This is a genomic window from Soonwooa sp. (genome assembly GCF_032062245.1).
Lineage (GTDB): Bacteria > Bacteroidota > Bacteroidia > Flavobacteriales > Weeksellaceae > Soonwooa.
Window position 1 is genome coordinate 1 of sequence record NZ_DAMBQF010000041.1, and the last position, 15,626, is coordinate 15,626.

At 35.4% G+C, this 15,626-nt stretch carries 18 protein-coding genes; 10 read left to right on the top strand and 8 right to left on the bottom strand.

All coding sequences use genetic code 11. The annotated features are described in order from the left end of the window. Window positions 1-63: 63 nt before the first annotated feature. From RT037_RS13115 to aspS, 4 genes are all read left to right on the top strand, one after another. Window positions 64-384 carry a VOC family protein gene (locus tag RT037_RS13115; protein ID WP_313032161.1) on the top strand — a complete coding sequence of 107 codons (321 nt, stop codon included), beginning with the start codon at window positions 64-66 and terminating at the stop codon, window positions 382-384. Window positions 385-438: 54 nt separating this feature from the next. Beyond that, window positions 439-1,035 (top strand): DUF2975 domain-containing protein, encoded by a 597-nt coding sequence (locus RT037_RS13120; RefSeq protein ID WP_312322288.1) that lies wholly within the window; start codon window positions 439-441, stop codon window positions 1,033-1,035. A 3-nt stretch (window positions 1,036-1,038) separates the two neighbouring features. Further along, the gene (locus RT037_RS13125; RefSeq protein ID WP_312322287.1) at window positions 1,039-1,242 is read left to right on the top strand and encodes a helix-turn-helix transcriptional regulator; all 204 of its coding nucleotides are present in this window, start codon (window positions 1,039-1,041) and stop codon (window positions 1,240-1,242) included. A 136-nt stretch (window positions 1,243-1,378) separates the two neighbouring features. Further along, window positions 1,379-3,133, top strand: a complete 1,755-nt coding sequence (aspS, locus tag RT037_RS13130; protein WP_312322286.1) for an aspartate--tRNA ligase — start codon at window positions 1,379-1,381, stop codon at window positions 3,131-3,133. 56 nt (window positions 3,134-3,189) lie between these two features. Here aspS and RT037_RS13135 read toward each other — a convergent pair whose 3' ends face one another. Genes RT037_RS13135 through RT037_RS13145 form a run of 3 tightly spaced genes read right to left on the bottom strand, consistent with a single transcriptional unit; the run spans window position 3,190 to window position 6,102 of the window. Next, window positions 3,190-4,764, bottom strand: coding sequence for a GMC family oxidoreductase N-terminal domain-containing protein (locus RT037_RS13135; protein WP_313032135.1), 1,575 nt, complete (start codon window positions 4,762-4,764; stop codon window positions 3,190-3,192). 32 nt (window positions 4,765-4,796) lie between these two features. Next, window positions 4,797-5,531 (bottom strand): SDR family NAD(P)-dependent oxidoreductase, encoded by a 735-nt coding sequence (locus RT037_RS13140; RefSeq protein ID WP_313032137.1) that lies wholly within the window; start codon window positions 5,529-5,531, stop codon window positions 4,797-4,799. A gap of 37 nt (window positions 5,532-5,568) precedes the next feature. Continuing rightward, complete coding sequence (locus RT037_RS13145; protein ID WP_313032141.1) at window positions 5,569-6,102, bottom strand: hypothetical protein; 534 nt, start codon at window positions 6,100-6,102, stop codon at window positions 5,569-5,571. A gap of 184 nt (window positions 6,103-6,286) precedes the next feature. Between RT037_RS13145 and aroC the strand changes: the two genes are divergently transcribed. The 4 genes from aroC (at window position 6,287) to RT037_RS13165 (ending at window position 9,145) form a co-directional block, all read left to right on the top strand. Beyond that, entirely contained in the window at window positions 6,287-7,348 is a 1,062-nt protein-coding gene (gene aroC / locus RT037_RS13150; protein WP_313032145.1) for a chorismate synthase, read from the top strand. 71 nt (window positions 7,349-7,419) lie between these two features. After that, window positions 7,420-7,986, top strand: a complete 567-nt coding sequence (locus tag RT037_RS13155) for a thioredoxin family protein (RefSeq protein ID WP_312322281.1) — start codon at window positions 7,420-7,422, stop codon at window positions 7,984-7,986. A gap of 183 nt (window positions 7,987-8,169) precedes the next feature. Then, window positions 8,170-8,727: a TlpA disulfide reductase family protein gene (locus tag RT037_RS13160; RefSeq protein ID WP_313032146.1), complete on the top strand. Its 558-nt coding sequence runs from the start codon at window positions 8,170-8,172 to the stop codon at window positions 8,725-8,727. Window positions 8,728-8,800: 73 nt separating this feature from the next. Continuing rightward, window positions 8,801-9,145 carry a DUF1232 domain-containing protein gene (locus RT037_RS13165; RefSeq protein WP_313032148.1) on the top strand — a complete coding sequence of 115 codons (345 nt, stop codon included), beginning with the start codon at window positions 8,801-8,803 and terminating at the stop codon, window positions 9,143-9,145. Window positions 9,146-9,207: 62 nt separating this feature from the next. Here the strand turns inward: RT037_RS13165 and RT037_RS13170 are convergent, their stop codons facing one another. The 3 genes from RT037_RS13170 to RT037_RS13180 form a co-directional block, all read right to left on the bottom strand. Next, window positions 9,208-9,465: a NifU family protein gene (locus RT037_RS13170; RefSeq protein ID WP_313032149.1), complete on the bottom strand. Its 258-nt coding sequence runs from the start codon at window positions 9,463-9,465 to the stop codon at window positions 9,208-9,210. Window positions 9,466-9,470: 5 nt separating this feature from the next. Next, window positions 9,471-10,571, bottom strand: a complete 1,101-nt coding sequence (locus RT037_RS13175) for an Mrp/NBP35 family ATP-binding protein (RefSeq protein ID WP_313032150.1) — start codon at window positions 10,569-10,571, stop codon at window positions 9,471-9,473. A 93-nt stretch (window positions 10,572-10,664) separates the two neighbouring features. Further along, window positions 10,665-12,197, bottom strand: a complete 1,533-nt coding sequence (locus RT037_RS13180; RefSeq protein ID WP_313032152.1) for a dicarboxylate/amino acid:cation symporter — start codon at window positions 12,195-12,197, stop codon at window positions 10,665-10,667. 157 nt (window positions 12,198-12,354) lie between these two features. Between RT037_RS13180 and RT037_RS13185 the strand changes: the two genes are divergently transcribed. Both RT037_RS13185 and RT037_RS13190 read left to right on the top strand, forming a co-directional pair. Beyond that, window positions 12,355-13,188, top strand: a complete 834-nt coding sequence (locus RT037_RS13185; protein ID WP_313032154.1) for a UDP-2,3-diacylglucosamine diphosphatase — start codon at window positions 12,355-12,357, stop codon at window positions 13,186-13,188. Further along, complete coding sequence (locus RT037_RS13190; protein ID WP_313032156.1) at window positions 13,185-14,165, top strand: glycosyltransferase family protein; 981 nt, start codon at window positions 13,185-13,187, stop codon at window positions 14,163-14,165. The genes RT037_RS13185 and RT037_RS13190 overlap by 4 nt, the downstream gene beginning before the upstream one ends. A gap of 49 nt (window positions 14,166-14,214) precedes the next feature. Here the strand turns inward: RT037_RS13190 and RT037_RS13195 are convergent, their stop codons facing one another. Together RT037_RS13195 and RT037_RS13200 are read right to left on the bottom strand one after the other, a co-directional pair. Beyond that, window positions 14,215-14,631 (bottom strand): SH3 domain-containing protein, encoded by a 417-nt coding sequence (locus RT037_RS13195; protein WP_313032159.1) that lies wholly within the window; start codon window positions 14,629-14,631, stop codon window positions 14,215-14,217. A gap of 6 nt (window positions 14,632-14,637) precedes the next feature. Continuing rightward, a complete protein-coding gene (locus RT037_RS13200) occupies window positions 14,638-15,117 on the bottom strand; it encodes a BON domain-containing protein (protein WP_313032160.1) in 480 nt (159 codons plus the stop codon). Window positions 15,118-15,626: the final 509 nt, after the last annotated feature.

A 15,626-nucleotide genomic window follows, 5' to 3' on the forward strand; every position in this document is an offset into this window, starting at 1 on the left:
GTTTTACAATACAAAATGAGGGTATAATTCTGTCCAACGTTTGGGGAGACTTACATACCGTTTATAAAAAAAGAAAAAACATTAGCATTTTATCTTAAGCAATTAGATTTCAATTTAATTTCCGATTATGGCGATTATATGATTTTAGAAAAAGACAATTTAGAAATTCACTTTTTTAATTATCAAAGTTTAGAAAAAGAAAAATCAGATTTCATGTTATACATTAGAGTTTCAGACATCAAGAGATTCTACGAAAATTTAATTCAAAACAATGTCAAAATCCATCCCAAAGGCGCATTAGAAACAAAAGCTTGGAATCAAAAAGAATTCTCCATCATTGATCCCAACGGAACATTATTAACTTTTGGAGAAAATTTAAAATAATTTTATCGTATTACGATAATTTTTTATAATATTGAAATAATAAAATATTGTAATATGAAAATCATTGGTAAAAATTCAGTTTCAACTTACATCGCTTATTTGTTATGCTTTTTATTTGCGGTAACATTATTCCATTTGGTGTATGAAATTATCGGACATTTATTTCTAGCTTATAAATATAATACAGATAGCAAAATATTTTCTAACACATTTATTCTTGCTAATGATGTTGGTTGGACAAAAAATCAATGGACACTTCCGATGCAACACGACCTGAAATTTAGGATTAATTATCCTTTTACAGATATCCAATTAGTAACGGGCATCTATTCTTTTAGCCAAATTCTTTATAACATTTTTGGGATATCATTCCTTACATTATTTTTCTTTTTCGCTTACAAATGTTTCAAAGAAATGTCGCAAGACCAAATATTCAACAACCAAGCAATCAAGTGGTTGAAAAGCTTTAGCGTTTTAAATTTAATATTTGGAAGCATTGGGTTATTTCAATTTTTCTACAATCATTCGAGTTCTGGCGCAACTTTTTTAACCTTTATTATGTTTATCTTTTTCGGAATCACGTTATTCTTCGTCGTTGCTTTCTTCAAAAAAGGATTAGAACTTCAAAACGAAACCAATTTAACAATTTAAATTATGCCAATAATCATAAACGTAGACGTAATGCTTGCCAAGCGCAAAATGCAATCTCAAGAATTGGCAGAAAAAATTGGTATTACACAAGCAAACCTATCTATTTTAAAAACAGGAAAAGCAAAAGCCATCAAATTTTCAACTTTAGAAGCTATTTGCAAAGCTTTGGATTGCCAACCTGGCGACATCCTAGAATATAAAGACTAAAATATTTTCTTAACCTCAAGCCTTTGACCAAAAAATCAAAAGGCTTTTTCTTTCATTTTCATTATATTTGCGAACGAGTTTTTAGACTGCTTACGGTCTAATATCTAAAGTCTAATATCTAACATCTAAATAAAAAATGTTCCGTACACACACCAATGGCGAATTGACGCTAAAAAATCTAAATGAAGAAGTTACACTTTCAGGATGGGTACAAACCATTCGTGACAAAGGTTTTATGATTTGGATCGATTTGCGAGATCGTTACGGAATTACACAATTGGTTTTCGACCAAGAGCGTTCAACAGCGGCATTGATGGAAGAAGCGAAGAAATTAGGTCGAGAATTTGTGATTCAAGTTCAAGGAAAAGTTATCGAAAGAGCTTCTAAAAATCCAAAAATCCCAACGGGTGATATTGAAATTTTGGTTGAAAAATTAACGATTTTAAATGAATCTCATTTGCCACCATTCACCATCGAAGACGAAACCGATGGCGGCGAAGAATTGAGAATGAAATACCGCTATTTGGACATCCGTAGAAATCCAGTGAAGGACAAATTGATTTTCCGTCACAAAATGGCACAAAAAGTAAGAAATTATCTTTCTGATGAAGGTTTTATCGAAGTTGAAACACCTGTTTTAATTAAATCTACACCAGAAGGCGCAAGAGATTTCGTGGTTCCAAGTAGAATGAATCCTGGACAGTTTTATGCGCTTCCGCAGTCGCCTCAAACGTTCAAACAATTGTTGATGGTTGGTGGAATGGACAAATATTTCCAAATTGTGAAATGTTTCCGTGATGAGGATTTAAGAGCCGACAGACAGCCAGAATTTACACAAATCGACTGCGAAATGGCGTTTGTAGAGCAAGAAGACATTATGAATGTTTTCGAAGGCATGACCAAAACATTATTGAAAGATATTACAGGAAAAGATTTCGAAGATTTTCCAAGAATGACGTTTGCAGATGCGATGAAAAAATACGGAAACGACAAACCAGATATTCGTTTCGGGATGGAGTTTCACGAATTAAATGATTTAACAAAAGGAAAAGATTTCAAAATCTTTGATGATGCCGAATTGGTTGTCGGAATTAATGTTGAAGGTGCAGCGGAATATACAAGAAAACAAATCGACGAGCTTACAGATTGGGTAAAACGCCCGCAAATTGGCGCTTTAGGAATGGTTTGGGTGAAATATCAAATGGACGGAACGATTACTTCATCCGTAAACAAATTCTATAACGAAGAAGATTTAAAGAAAATCGCGGAGGAATTTGGAGCTAAAGCTGGAGATTTGATGTTAATTCTTTCAGGTTCTGAAAACAAAGTAAGAGCACAACTTTCTGCATTGAGAATGGAACTCGGAAATCGTTTAGGATTAAGAAAAGGCGATGAATTTGCACCACTTTGGGTAATCGATTTCCCACTTTTGGAATGGGACGAAGAAACGGGAAGATACCACGCAATGCACCATCCATTCACATCTCCGAAGACCGAAGATTTTAGTTTACTAGAAACCGATCCTGGAAAAGCAAGAGCTAACGCTTACGATTTAGTATTAAACGGAAACGAAATTGGTGGTGGTTCTATCCGAATTTTCGATAAAGAATTGCAATCTAAAATGTTTGATTTATTAGGTTTCACAAAAGAAGAAGCGGAAGCTCAATTTGGGTTCTTGATGAACGCTTTCAAATACGGAGCGCCGCCACACGGAGGTTTAGCATTCGGATTTGATAGATTGGTTGCTATTTTGGACGGAAACGAAGTGATTAGAGATTATATCGCATTTCCGAAAAACAATTCTGGCCGCGACGTGATGATTGACGCTCCTGCGCCAGTTGCAGAAGCTCAATTAGACGAATTAGAATTAAAATTGGATTTGAAAGCCTAGTTTCAATTCAAAAATAATGATAAATTAGAGCGAGGTTTTTTGAGCCTCGCTTTTTCTTACCCAAAAGCCTTTTGCTCCAACAATTTTTCCATGCAATATTCCACTAAGGCTGTGATTGTAAGAAACGGATTAACACCAATACTTGCTGGAATTAACGAACCATCCAAAACAAAAAGATTTTTATGATTTTTTAATTGTCCGAATTCCGTGGTTGCTTTACCTAAAACGGCGCCACCTAAAGGATGATAACAAACATCGTAACCTAAACCGTTATGAAAAAGCATGTGACTTCGAGTTCCGCCATTTATCTTATTCATTTTACGAAGGAAAAATTTAGCATTTTCTTCCATTTTAGAGGTGTTTTTTCTTGACCAATCTAAAACGAGTTTTTTCGTTGAAGCATCAAAACTTACACTTCCAGGCTGATCAACTTTGTTAATCATCAAATACAAAGCGGTCGCAACATTCATTCCCATCGGAAGTGGCGCCAGTTCAGCGAAAAAAGTATGTTTAGGATCATCCCAATTATCAATTCCACCAACGGGAATCGTCGAATGTTGAAATCCCAAACCTCCTGAAAAGGCTTTCACCCAGTTTCGTCCTGTCATAAAATTTCCGTTGTTTCCCCAATGTTTTCCGATCTCTTCATTAAGTTGCAGCCCGTTTTCCGCATGAGATTTTAAAAGCAATTCTAATGTCCCCATCGTTCCAGCGGCTAAAATAAGTTGCTGACAATTCATCAATTTTTTAGCAACGACTTGTCCAGAAGTATCAATTTGATGAATTTCTAAACGATAACCTTCGTTTTCCTTTTTAATATTTTGAACAGCATGTAAGTCCAAAATTTCTAAATTTCCAGTTGCCAAAGCCTTTTTCAGATAGGTTTTATCCAAAGAATTTTTCCCGTGATTATTCCCGTAAATCACTTCCCCATCCAATGCAGAGCTTGGAACTTCATTTCGATATTCTTTTTCCATGTAGTTAAAATCATATACATTAGGAACCCGAATGGTTTTGAAACCTGCTTTGTGAGCTTCTGCTTCACCAACTTTATTGAATTTATAGAACTTACAATCATTAAGAAATTCTTCACGTGCAACATTTACTTTCAATTCTTGTTGTGCTTTCGGGAAATATTTATCAAAAAATAATTGACTATCCAAATTGGGAAAAACTTCTTCAAAATAATCTCGTTTCGGAAGAACCGCCATTCCACCGTTCACCAAAGAACCGCCACCGACACCACGTCCAACCCAAATTTTAATATCTTTAAAATCCAATCGATCCAAAGCTCCCGTAAATGGTTCTAGCGAAAATAAATTGAAAAAAGGCGCAATAGATTGCTTTTTTAACCACGCTGCACTTTTACCAGGTTTTTGCATTTTAGAAAAAGGAATTCCAGATTTTTCCCAATTCAAACCCATTTCCAGCATACATACTTTCTTTCCTGCTTCGCATAAACGCAAAGCTGCAACGGCGCCACCATACCCCGAACCAATGATAATAATTGGACGGTTTTCTTCGGTAGTTTCGATGCTTGAAAATGAGTTAGCTAAAATATTTTGAGTTCCTAAAAAGAACAAAGCTCCAATTCCTAGAGCCGTGGTTTTTATGAAAGTTCCTCTGTCCATACGAAGAAACTTGCAAATTGCGTGCTATAAAACTACGGGAGTTTTGAAACAAGTCCTTCTGGAAGGACTTTTAGAATGCTATAAATAAGTTTCCATTTCCAATTGGGAACGATGTTGAATGTATTTCCTGCTTCTACAATATGTTTTGCGACATACTCAGGTTCCATAATTAAGTTTTTATTCAACTCTAAACCTTCGTTGATTTTCGTATTGATGTAACCGATAACCAGTGCATTCACTTTAATATTTCGATGTGCTAATTCTTGACGAAGTCCTGCTAAATATTGGGTAAAAGCCGACTTTGTACTTCCATACACGAAATTGGATTTACGACCACGAACACCGGAAAGTGACGACAAACCGATTATTCGTTCCAAACTTTTATTTGAATAATCAAAAGCAATGATATTTAAAATGGAAACTGCACCAGCATAGTTGACTTTCATCATTTGAAAAGTAGCATCAAAATCTTGAAATGCTTTTTCATTTTGAACTAGAAAACCAGCTGCATAAACGACAATATTCGGTTTTGTCGGCAGGCGATTATAAAAATTTTGATGGGAAGAAAAGTCGGCAGCATCGAAATACAGAAGTTTAACTTTTGACGAATCTAAATTATTTTCAACACTAAATTGCTCAATAGAAGTCAAATCCCGAGAAGCCGCCATCACCTCAAAACCTTTTTGCAAATAAAGTTTCATCGCTTGTTTTGCAACATCTGAATTGGCTCCAAGAATAAGAACGGATTTATTGACTGTTTGCATCATACCGCAAACTTAATCAATAAACCCGAACTTCAATTATTTAATCTTTTAAATTATAAAACTTCTTCACACTCTCATAATTATTGTAATCAACTTGATTAGCATTTTTATTTCCAGTACTAGCGGGAATAATTATGTATCTAAACTCTAAAATTGATGAAAAACTAAGTGCGTTGCTATTATCATGGGTAAATATAGTCGGTCTTATTTTAAACTTTTGAGGAAAAAAATTAATTGTACTAACGCGACCTCCTGCATTAGAAACACGAGGTAAAGGAAAGGTTCCTTTACCATAATTTAAATAAACAAAAATTGCAGCATTTCCTACCATCTCTGGTTTCAATTCGGGTGCAGTAACAGTAGCAACTTTCATATTACTTAAATCAATAATTGTATCTTTTATATTGGTTGAGGACTTCCAAGCAGAAATTATAACATTGGCATTCCCGTTAGCTCCAGGTTGTCCATTTGCACCATCTTTCCCATCTTTCCCGTCGATACCATTATCACCACGACAAGAAAAAATACTAGTACCAAAAACTAGTAATACTAAAATTTTAATTTGCTTTCTCATAATATTTTTCTTTCAAAAGTATAAGTATTACAAATTCACTAAAAGCCTAAATGTATGAATGGTGAGTTTGGGTTTTCGTATGGTGAATTTTGGCTAACAAATAACATTTTACAAAAACTTAAAACTAAAATACATCAACAGTCTATATAGCTCAAAATCATAGAAAATTCCATAAATTTGTATTATGTTCAATGTATTAGGAAACTTTTTGACGCTATCGTCTTTTGGTGAAAGCCATGGTGAAGCTTATGGCGGTGTAATCACCAATTTTCCGGCAGGCTTAGAACTAAATCTAGACGAAGTTCAGAAAGATTTGGATCGTAGAAAACCGGGACAATCGGCGATTGTTACGCAAAGAAAAGAAAGCGACACCGTTCGTTTTTTATCAGGGATTTTTGACGGAAAATCAACGGGAACGCCCATTGGTTTTATTGTTGAAAACGAAAACCAACGTTCTAAAGATTACGATCATATTTCGGGCGCTTATCGTCCGAGTCACGCCGATTATACTTACGACCAAAAATATGGCATTCGTGATCATCGCGGCGGTGGAAAATCATCTGCACGCGAAACACTTAATTGGGTGGTTGCGGGAAGTCTTGCAAAACAATTAATTTCTAACGTGGAAATCAATGCTTACGTCTCGTCGGTTGGTGATATCTTTTGTGAAAAACCTTACCAAGCTTTAGACTTTTCTAAAACGGAAAGTAACATTGTGCGTTGTCCAGATGCAGAGACTGCCGAAAAAATGATCGAACGCATTAAAGAGGTTAAAAAAGAAGGTAACACGATTGGTGGTACGATAACTTGTGTTATTAAAAACGTGCCTGCTGGTTGGGGCGAACCAATTTTCAATAAGTTACATGCAGAACTTGGAAAAGCGATGTTAAACATTAACGCTTGCAAAGGTTTTGAATATGGAAGTGGATTTTGTGGTGCAAAAATGACAGGGAAAGAGCATAATGATCTTTTCAATGCGGATGGGACAACAAAGTCAAATCTTTCTGGCGGCATCCAAGGCGGTATTTCTAACGGAATGGATATCTATTTTCGCGTGGCTTTTAAACCAATTGCGACGCTTATTCGTCCCCAAGAAAGCATTAACAAAGATGGCGAAATCGTAGTCGTAGAAGGCAAAGGTCGTCACGATCCTTGCGTACTTCCACGCGCCGTACCAATTGTTGAAAGTCTCGCTGCTTTTGTATTGGCAGACATGTACATGATTAACAAAATACGTAGAATTTAATTCTTAAAATGTGATTTTTGTTACATTGAAATAGATTAATAAACTGGAAATTTGTAAGAAAGAAAAAAGAAATGGAAATCAAAAAATACTGGGACAACGCGGTTGACTATAACGAATATCTAAGAGAAGCTGGCGAAAGATTGGGCAATCCAAAAAGTGAGCAAGAAGCAGAATTTGGAGAATATTATCGTTTGGGGATCCAACGTATGAACAGAATGTTCGAAAAATATCTACCAAGTGAAGAAGATGTTGCTACTTTGGCAAAGAAAAGCTTCCGTGGGAAAATCTTGATAATTTCGGAAGCTTGGTGTGGCGATGCTAGTCAAGTTATTCCTGTTGTAGTGAAGTTTTTTGAGCAATTTGATGTGAGAATTACGTACCGTGATCAAGAACCTTCTTTGATAGATTCGTTTTTGACGGATGGCGGAAAGTCTATTCCGATTGTTATTTTCTTGGACGAAAATCTTAACTACATCAACCATTGGGGACCAAGACCAAAACATGGAAAAGAGCTTTTGGAAAAGTATAAAGCTAATCCTGAAACGATGTCGAAAGATGACTTCTATGTGGAGTTGCAAACTTATTATGCTAAAAATAGAGGAAAAGATACTGTTGAGGAATTGCTTCAACTGATCTAAATTTTTATAATTAAATGAAATCTGCGTGAGGGCGAAGTGCATTGTCGGAGCTCTTTATTATTGAACAGCAATGAAGCCTCGCGAAATTGCGTGAAATAATAAAAGCGACTGCACGTAGACCGACCCAATTTAGTGGCTGAAAATGCTGAAGGAAAATTGGGGCACGCCCAAATAATTTTTGATATGACTTTTTTGAAAAAGAATCTTGTCTATGTTATTCTACTTGTTGTGGTTTTGGTTTTTGCATTGGTAAAACCTTTGCGAGAATTTGTTAGCGATCAATTTGGGATGACCGCAACTGTTGATAAAGTAGTGGCAGAAAGTAGCTTTGCGGATGAGGATTTTGATGTTGATCTGAAAGGGATGAATGTTCCGGATGCAAAGTTGAGCGACTACAAAGGTCAGATTGTTTTCCTTAATTTCTGGGGAACTTGGTGTGCGCCTTGTCGTACTGAATGGCCGACAATCGAAGCTTTGTATAAGTCAAAAAACCAGAAAGTTAAATTTGTTTTAATCGCAATGCAAGATAAGGAAGAGGCTGTCAAAAAATTTTTGGAAGAGAATAAATATACAGCGCCTGTCTATATTGCGCAAAGTCCATTGACGCCGAAAATGCTGCCTGATGTTTTCCCAACAACTTATGTTATTGGCAGAAATCTTCAGATTTTGAAGAAGGAAGACAGTACATTGGACTGGAACTCAGCAGACAGTCAAGCCTTTATTGATAGCGTAAGTAAATAATTTATAATTTGTTAAGATAGCATTGGAATGCTATTTGCAAATTGGATGATGAAAAAATTTTATTAAAACACCAATGAAATATTCTAAATTGAAACTTGCGCAAGAAGCCCTGAAACACAAAGGCTTTTTGCAAAAAATACCAGCAGTCTATCGTATGATAAAAGCTTGGCGTAGCGGAAAATATAGTATGAAAATCACTGATATTTTGTTCCCTGCTTTGGCTTTGGTCTATGTTATATCTCCTATTGATATTATCCCAGATTTTGTACCTTTTGTTGGGGCTCTGGATGATTTAGCCATTTTGGCTTTCGCAATCCCGATGCTTTTGAAAGAAGTTGACAAATACTTGATATGGGAGTTTCAACAGAAAGATAAAAGCCCACAAGGTCACATCGTTGACGCTGAGATTGTAGAATAAAAAATAAACCGCCCGATAACAAAGTTATCGGGCGGTTGTTATATTAATCAAATATCGTTAAACTACATGTCGTCGATATTGATGACTTCCAAAATCTCTGGAGCGTGTTGCTTAATCGTATTCTCAACACCCAATTTCATTGTAGAATGGCTAATGTGACAGTTAGAACAAGTCCCCAAAAGTTTTACAAAAGCTTTATTTTCTTTAACATCCACGAGTTCGATATCGCCACCATCTTTGTTAAGGAATGGACGAATACTTTCTAAAGCTTCCATCACCTTGGTTACCAATTCTTCGTGTGTTAGATTTGTGTTTTCCATACTCATTATTTTTTCTTCGGCGAGCATCCCGCCATTGTCGTGATTTTTACGGCTTCTGTTGCTGGCAGATTTTTATTTCTTTCAACAAGGCTTTCTATCATCTTCTGTGCTGTTTCTGTATAGATTGCAGCAATTTTAGAATCTTCTTGCAAAGCTGCTGGACGACCAACATCTCCCGCTTCTCTAATGCTTTGGATTAAAGGAATTTCTCCTAAAACAGGAATTCCTAAATCTTCCGCCATATATTGTGCACCTTGATTACCAAAGATATAATATTTGTTATCTGGTAATTCTTCTGGTGTAAAGTACGCCATATTTTCGATAAGTCCAAGAACTGGAATATTAATACTTTCCATATTGAACATCGCGATACCTTTTCTAACATCAGCAAGTGCGATATGTTGTGGTGTACTCACGATAACTGCTCCTGTAACCGGAACTTCTTGAATAATCGATAAATGAATATCTCCTGTACCTGGAGGAAGATCGATTAACAAGAAATCTAACTCGCCCCAATTAGCGTCACGCAACATTTGGTTAAGCGCTTTACTCGCCATTGGACCTCTCCAAACAACTGCTTGGTTAGCACCTGAGAAGTATCCAATCGAAAGCATTTTAACACCGTAATTTTCGATTGGCTGCATTAGGTTTTTACCATCAACTTCTACAGAAATTGGTTTTTGACCTTCAGTATCAAACATTGTCGGAACAGATGGACCATAGATGTCAGCATCCAAAATCCCAACTTTGAAACCCATTCTCGCCAAAGTTACCGCCAAATTAGCAGAAACTGTAGATTTACCCACGCCGCCTTTACCAGAAGCTACAGCGATAATGTTTTTAATTCCTTTAATTTCTTTACCCTTAATCTCAGGTTGAGCTGGTAATTCTGGAGAGGTGATTTTAAGTTTAAGTTGTGTTTCTTCACCAAACTCCGAAGCAAAAGCTTGCTTCATAGCAACTTCTAGTTTTTTCTTTTCGTGCATTGCAGGAGAATGCGCTACCATATCGATATATACGTCGTTACCCATAACATGAAGATTGGTAACTAAATCGTCTACTTCTATCTCTTTTAAAAAGCTTTGAACTCTTTCTTTCGTCAACATAAAATTTTGTTCTCTATTATAAATACAAAAATACGGAAATTAAAACAATTTCCGTATTGATATAATGTTTGCTAACTATTCTTATAATAGAAATTAACTTTCTTGGGCAGCACCTTCTAGTTGTCCTTCCCATTTACTAACAGCTGAAGTCGCTAGAGCATTTCCTAAAACATTGGTCATACTTCTTCCCATATCGCAGAAATGGTCGATTGGCAATATCAAAGCAATACCTTCAGGCGGAATACCAAACATAGAACAAGTTGCCACGATAATTACTAAACTTGCTCTTGGTACACCCGCAATCCCTTTACTGGTCAACATTAACACCAAAAGCATAATTACTTGTTGACCAATGCTCATATCGATACCATAAATCTGTGCGATAAAAATCGAAGCAAATGTCATGTACATCATACTTCCATCTAGATTAAATGAATATCCTAGTGGTAAAATAAATGATACAATTCTTTTATTACAACCGAATCTTTCTAATTCTTCCACCAACTTTGGGAAAACCGCTTCTGAACTTGTTGTTGAAAAAGCAATTAATAAAGGCTCTTTTATTCTTTTGATTAAATTAAATAATCTGTTTCCTAAAATTAGATAACCTACTAAAAGTAAAACTAACCACAATACAGCAAGTGCAAAGAAGAAGTCACGAAGATAGATGGCATATACCCAAAATATTTCGAAACCATTGGTTGCAACAACAGCTGCAATCGCTCCCAAAACGCCTAAAGGTGCAACCCACATAATGTAACCAACCATTTTCAAAATGGCGTGAGCACAGATATCTAAAGCTTTTACAATTGGTTTGGTATATTCTTCACCCATTGCTGATAAAGCAATCCCAAACATTACTGAGAACACTACAATCTGTAAAACTTCATTGGTTGCAAATGCTTCGAATAAACTTTTTGGGACAACGTGATTCACAAATTGTTCTAAAGAAAGTCCATTGTGTGCGCTTTTCATTAGTTCGCCAGCAGCTTCGGCAGCAGGTTTTTCAAGTTGCATCACTTTACCAGGTTCCATCCAATTGACTAAAATCAAACCAATTAATAAAGAAACCAACGATGCACTAATAAACCACAACATGGCTTTTGTACCGACACGTCCAATCATTGCAATATCACTCATTTTAGCAATACCAACAACTAAAGTGGTGAAAACCAATGGTGCAATAATCATTTGTACAAGTCGGATGAAAATTGTTCCTAGTAGTTTTATCATTTCAGAAAAGGAAGCAATGTCATCTAGCGCGGTTACACGACCTGCATTTGATTTTTCAACCTTTTCTATTTGAACATCTTTTCCTTTAAGAACAGTCGGTTCAAAAGTAGTTTTAGCACCTTGAACAATAACTAGAAGATCTTGTCCTTGAAAAACTTTGGTAAGAGAATCTTTTTTATGATCATTCTCTGCAATTATAATTTTTTGACTGAAACTTTTACCATCGCTAGTCTTAAATTTCACCTCGTCTTGTTGCGGATGTTTAGCATCAACAACTTCAGTATTAATACGGATATTAGTCCCTCTTTCATACTTATTAACAATCCCACCGATGACCACACCGATGATTAAAGCAACGATAATGGCTATAAAAAGTTTGTTCTGTCCTTTCATAATATATTCTAATCTTGCAAATATAAAATTTTGAATCGAATAATATCCGATAATCAGCAGCTTGTTAACCTTGAAGCAATATAATCTTCCCAAATAAATAACAATCGGTTTACTTCCACGTAAAACTAAAATGCGTTTTTTGTAAAAATCTATTGCTATGACAAGAAATCCAGAAATTGTCGTAATCTCCGATATCCATCTCGGTACTTATGGTTGCAAAGCCAAAGAGTTGCACGCCTATCTTCAATCTATTAAGCCAAAAATTTTAATATTAAATGGTGACATTATTGATGTTTGGCAGTTCAAAAAAAGTTACTTCCCGAAGTCGCATCTGAAAGTTGTTAAAAAGCTTATCAACTTTGCAACAAAAGGGACAAAAGTCTATTATATTACAGGAAATCATGACGAAAATTTCAGGAAGTTCGCAGATTTAGAATTAGGAAATTTAAAACTTTGTAATAAGTTAACAATGGACATTGACAACAAAAAAACATGGATTTTCCATGGTGATGTATTTGATGCGTCGGTTCAACATTCTAAATGGATTGCGAAACTTGGGGGCAAGGGGTATGATCTTTTAATACAGATTAATAATGTTGTCAATTGGATTTTAGTAAAAATGGGACGCGAAAAGTATTCATTTTCAAAAAAGATAAAAAACAACGTTAAAAAAGCGGTCAAATTTATTGGAGATTTTGAATTAACTGCCTCAGAATTGGCCATCGAAAACGAATACGATTACGTTATTTGCGGACATATCCATCAACCTCAAATGCGAGAAGTTGTTACTAAAAAAGGGCGTTGCACTTATCTTAATTCTGGTGACTGGATCGAAAATCTTAGCGCTCTCGAGTATGAAAAAGGTGAATGGAAAATCGTCTATTTTGATGATATTAAAGAAGAACTAAATGCAAATTCTACAAGCGAGGACGAAGAACTTGTTGATTTGCAAATTGCAGATATTATTCAATTAAAAAATATTGCAATATGAAACTCCTTTACGCATTGCAAGGCACAGGAAACGGACATATTGCAAGAGCACAAGAGATTGTCCCAATTTTGAAAAAATATGCTTGGGTTGACGTGTTAATCAGTGGTCATCAAAGCCAATTAAAACCAAAAATCGATATCGATTATCATTTCAAAGGTATTTCTTTACTCTATGATAACCATGGCGGTTTATCTTACAATCAGACCTTATTTAAAAACAATTATTGCAGAGCCGTTAAGCTAATAAAAAACTTTAATCTAGACAATTACGACCTGATTATCAACGACTTTGAACCAATAACTGCTTGGGCTGCGAAACTAAAACATCATCCAATAATTGCGTTAAGTCATCAAGCGGCATTGTCTTTTCAGGGCGTTCCGAAACCAAGTCACAAAAGTTGGTTAGGCGAGCAAATTCTAAAATATTATGCACCTTGTAAGGAGAAAATTGGATTTCATTTCGAAGCTTTCCATCCCAATGTAAAAACGCCAGTAATCCGAAAAGAAATTAGGTCGCTTGATGCAAAAGATGAAGGATTTTATTTGGTTTATTTACCAAGTTATTCGGACGAAGCCATTTTTGAAACTTTATCAAAAATAGATGTCAACTGGAAAGTGTTTTCAAAAAAGTCAAAAGATGCGTATCGAAAGAATAATGTAGAATTCTATCCGATTGATCAAAAAAAATTTATCAATGCTTTTGCAAATTGTAGAGGTGTACTTTGTAACGCAGGTTTCGAAACGCCAGCCGAATCTTTATACCTTCATAAAAAACTCTTTGTAATCCCAATTCATAATCAGTATGAACAAGCTTACAATGCTAGTTCTCTTAACAAACTAGGCATCGAAAGTTCTGACAAGTTATCGCTACAACTTCTACAAGCTTGGGTTGAAGAGGATAAACACTTTACAGTCAATTATCCTGACGATATTGAAAATATTATCATCGAGAACATTCTTAAAAAACTTCAAAAATAAAAAAAACCTCCAAAAAAATTGGAGGTTTTTTTTTATGTAAGATTAAATCTTAAGCTTTTAAATATCTAGCATAAGCATAACCTTCCACACCATCAACAGTTTTTACTTTCCACCAATCGTCAGAAGATTGCTCAATCAAAGTTACTGTAGAACCTTTAGCTGCTTTTCCTAGGATGCTAGCATCAGTAGAAGGCTCTTGACGGATATTAAGGTTAGACTCATCTGTTGCAACCGTTAAAGCCGCACCAACTGCCAAACCACTAACTTGAACATCAATATTTATATCAGTCGCAGTGTAGTTAGGATCAACAGCGCCTAAAGCATTCCAAATTGCATCTTTAGCTGCACTATTACTAGCACCACCTGTGATGTACAAAATACCATCTTGCTCTTGAATATTAAGGTCAGAAAGTCCCGCTCCTTGTGCTGCAGATACTACACCTGCATATTTATCTTGTAAACTCATAACTTCTTATTTAACTACAATTTTGTTATCGTATTTTCCAATTTTCAAAGCATCAACAGACTCTTTTACTTTTCTAGCATCAGCAGAAGAAGCAGTCCCTGTTAGTGTAAGAACACCAGCAACATCCTCAGCTTTAACACCTTTGATATCTTTAATTGCATCACTAACTTTTTGCAAAACTGCAGCATCAACAACGTTAACTTCCACAGCTGGCGTAGCAGGCGCTACAGTAGCCATATCGTGCACATCTTTAACACCTTCTACAGCTTTCAAAGCAGCAATTGCAGCATCTTTATCAGCTTGTGTAGCAAATACACCACTTAGATGTGCTTGTCCGTCCTTAACTTCAACAGTAGTTCCTGGATAAGTTGCAACTACAGTTGTAGCCTTACTTGTCAAATCCGCATCAGATACTTTTTTCTTACAAGAAACAGCAGTCATTGAAACCATCAAAGCCATAGCTGCCATTTTAAGTGTTTTTTTCATAGGTATAAATAATTTATGTTTATCAAATGTAACGAAAAGAAACGAAACTCAACTTTATATACTGCTAAATTTTTCTTAAATATTTTATTAAATAATCACTAAACTCACATAAATTCAAAGAAATAAAAAAATATAAAAGCTTACTTGAAACCTATTTTCAATTATTCTTAGTAGCTCTTTCCTGCTTTCACTACTCGTTTTTTTATGCCGAGCTATTGCAGCAGCTTATAAAAAGAGCTTCAAACCTAACGAAGTGGTTCGACGAAGTCACACATGCCGTTCAATCGGGACTAGTTTTTTTAGTTAGGAGTTATTAATATTGAGTTGAGATCTTAGGATTCAGGTTTCAGGTTTTAGTGTTTAGTGTTTGGTGTTTAGAAAAAAACTATAAGAGAAGCTGGAATTTTAGCTTATTGCTTAAAGCTTACTGCTTACTGCTTAAAGCTAATAACCACAATACGATTACTAAAACCTGCTACGTGTTATTCTACTACCTATTTCCTATAGGT

Excerpts from the sequence above, each read along its gene's own strand:
- aroC (WP_313032145.1), top strand. The coding sequence starts at position 6,287 with ATGTTCAATGTATTAGGAAACTTTTTGACGCTATCGTCTTTTGGTGAA.
- RT037_RS13180 (WP_313032152.1), bottom strand. The coding sequence starts at position 12,197 with ATGAAAGGACAGAACAAACTTTTTATAGCCATTATCGTTGCTTTAATC.
- RT037_RS13160 (WP_313032146.1), top strand. The coding sequence starts at position 8,170 with ATGACTTTTTTGAAAAAGAATCTTGTCTATGTTATTCTACTTGTTGTG.
- RT037_RS13145 (WP_313032141.1), bottom strand. The coding sequence starts at position 6,102 with ATGAGAAAGCAAATTAAAATTTTAGTATTACTAGTTTTTGGTACTAGT.
- RT037_RS13165 (WP_313032148.1), top strand. The coding sequence starts at position 8,801 with ATGAAATATTCTAAATTGAAACTTGCGCAAGAAGCCCTGAAACACAAA.
- RT037_RS13155 (WP_312322281.1), top strand. The coding sequence starts at position 7,420 with ATGGAAATCAAAAAATACTGGGACAACGCGGTTGACTATAACGAATAT.
- RT037_RS13185 (WP_313032154.1), top strand. The coding sequence starts at position 12,355 with ATGACAAGAAATCCAGAAATTGTCGTAATCTCCGATATCCATCTCGGT.
- RT037_RS13195 (WP_313032159.1), bottom strand. The coding sequence starts at position 14,631 with ATGAGTTTACAAGATAAATATGCAGGTGTAGTATCTGCAGCACAAGGA.
- RT037_RS13200 (WP_313032160.1), bottom strand. The coding sequence starts at position 15,117 with ATGAAAAAAACACTTAAAATGGCAGCTATGGCTTTGATGGTTTCAATG.
- aspS (WP_312322286.1), top strand. The coding sequence starts at position 1,379 with ATGTTCCGTACACACACCAATGGCGAATTGACGCTAAAAAATCTAAAT.
- RT037_RS13120 (WP_312322288.1), top strand. The coding sequence starts at position 439 with ATGAAAATCATTGGTAAAAATTCAGTTTCAACTTACATCGCTTATTTG.
- RT037_RS13175 (WP_313032150.1), bottom strand. The coding sequence starts at position 10,571 with ATGTTGACGAAAGAAAGAGTTCAAAGCTTTTTAAAAGAGATAGAAGTA.
- RT037_RS13140 (WP_313032137.1), bottom strand. The coding sequence starts at position 5,531 with ATGATGCAAACAGTCAATAAATCCGTTCTTATTCTTGGAGCCAATTCA.
- RT037_RS13190 (WP_313032156.1), top strand. The coding sequence starts at position 13,185 with ATGAAACTCCTTTACGCATTGCAAGGCACAGGAAACGGACATATTGCA.
- RT037_RS13170 (WP_313032149.1), bottom strand. The coding sequence starts at position 9,465 with ATGGAAAACACAAATCTAACACACGAAGAATTGGTAACCAAGGTGATG.
- RT037_RS13125 (WP_312322287.1), top strand. The coding sequence starts at position 1,039 with ATGCCAATAATCATAAACGTAGACGTAATGCTTGCCAAGCGCAAAATG.
- RT037_RS13135 (WP_313032135.1), bottom strand. The coding sequence starts at position 4,764 with ATGGACAGAGGAACTTTCATAAAAACCACGGCTCTAGGAATTGGAGCT.